A 1454-nucleotide genomic window follows, 5' to 3' on the forward strand; every position below is an offset into this window, starting at 1 on the left:
AAGAAAAATATGTACTCGTAGCTGTTAAATAGCATCTATTTATACTCCTGTTTTTTTACATGTATACCAAAGTCTTTTACATAAACCTTGTCTGTATATATCGTCTTTATGATTAGATCGCCGATCTCTAAATTGTAATGTGATGTGTCATCCCAGTATCTATTATCATTGCTAATTGTATTAGGTTCACTAAAGTCATAAAAGTCCGTAATTTTAGCAAGTTCTTCTTTAAATCTTAATAGCAACTTTTTATTTGTATATTCGTATGTTTTATGATGAATAGGATTTATAAAAAACTTACAATTTATATTATTGTTATCACATAGCTCTTTGATATTTTTCACTGAGATAATAGCTTCTGTTAAAAAATTTCCATTATAGTATGTTGGTTTAGCAAAACGAGGATCATTTAGATGTATTTGAGAACTATATTGAAGAGAATCAAATTCTTTCTCGGCGTATTTATAGTTCTCTTCTTGTTGTGCAATACTTAGAATAAAATGATTTGGAGAATTTAATATTTTTTTCTTTATATGGTGTCTATCTTCACTAAGAGGGAATCTTAAGTAGAGTTGTCTATAATATGTAAATAAGCTAGTATGTGTTGCTTTATAATATGCTTTTGTTAAACCTTGGTGTTGATGTTTTAGAAAAGAAACTTGGTATGAAAATTCATCAAGACCAATGAGTAAGTTATTGATTTGTACACCCTTATTAACGAAGAGCTTTAAATTTAAATAATGTTCTTGAGGAAGACCTTCACTATAGGTCATATTATAATATTTTCCATTTTTAATTTTTAGAGGATTAATATTACCAACTCTACTGGAACCGAATATGAAAGAATCATATTTTTTTTGATTCTGTAAAATATAATGAACCTTTAACACATTTTTGTTAGGTTCTGTATAGAAGTTTGTACGATTATAATGTGTATTAGAATAAGTGTCACTCCAAAGCATAAGTATGAATGTTATTATTATGAATATAAAAGTGAGTAAAAGTGTTCCAATAAGCCAACGAGATATTTTCATAATAAGTACCTAAAAATTAAAGTATAAAAACTCGGTCATGTTATTTAAATAGAGTATATTAACCGCCATAACAATAGAAACAAAAAACATAGTGCGAAGATTTAATGAAAAGTTTTTAAGATAATATGAATTGTTTTTCAGAAAAAATATAATGATAAACGATACTACAAATAGTTTTAATGTAAAACTATCTCCCTTAATTGTATCTAGAAGGGTTTTTGCCCCAATATGTAAACGCTCTTGATATAAGTGTAAAGAGTATTGATTCATAAAGTCGGAAAATCCAAACATAGCCTTAAGGACTTTGATAGCATCATCCCATTCTTTAGCGCGGAAGAAGACCCAAGCGATGTTAATAAAGTTGAAAGTAATAAACCAAGCTAGTATAGAGTTCATAGTAAAACCAAGTGTTTTCCATAT

At 27.6% G+C, this 1454-nt stretch carries 1 protein-coding gene and 1 pseudogene; both read right to left on the reverse strand.

The window, feature by feature from the left end:
- Positions 1-35: 35 nt before the first annotated feature.
- Complete coding sequence (locus P6N22_RS10600; RefSeq protein ID WP_280332789.1) at positions 36-773, reverse strand: hypothetical protein; 738 nt, start codon at positions 771-773, stop codon at positions 36-38.
- A 270-nt stretch (positions 774-1043) separates the two neighbouring features.
- A pseudogene (locus P6N22_RS10605) lies at positions 1044-1454 on the reverse strand (MBOAT family protein); the annotation flags it as partial.

It is taken from the genome of Sulfurimonas sp. C5, assembly GCF_029872055.1.
In the GTDB taxonomy this organism is placed as follows: Bacteria; Campylobacterota; Campylobacteria; order Campylobacterales; family Sulfurimonadaceae; genus Sulfurimonas.

Bases quoted from the DNA above. Each gene is read 5' to 3' on its own strand.
- P6N22_RS10600 (WP_280332789.1), bottom strand. From the start codon at position 773: ATGACCTATAGTGAAGGTCTTCCTCAAGAACATTATTTAAATTTAAAG.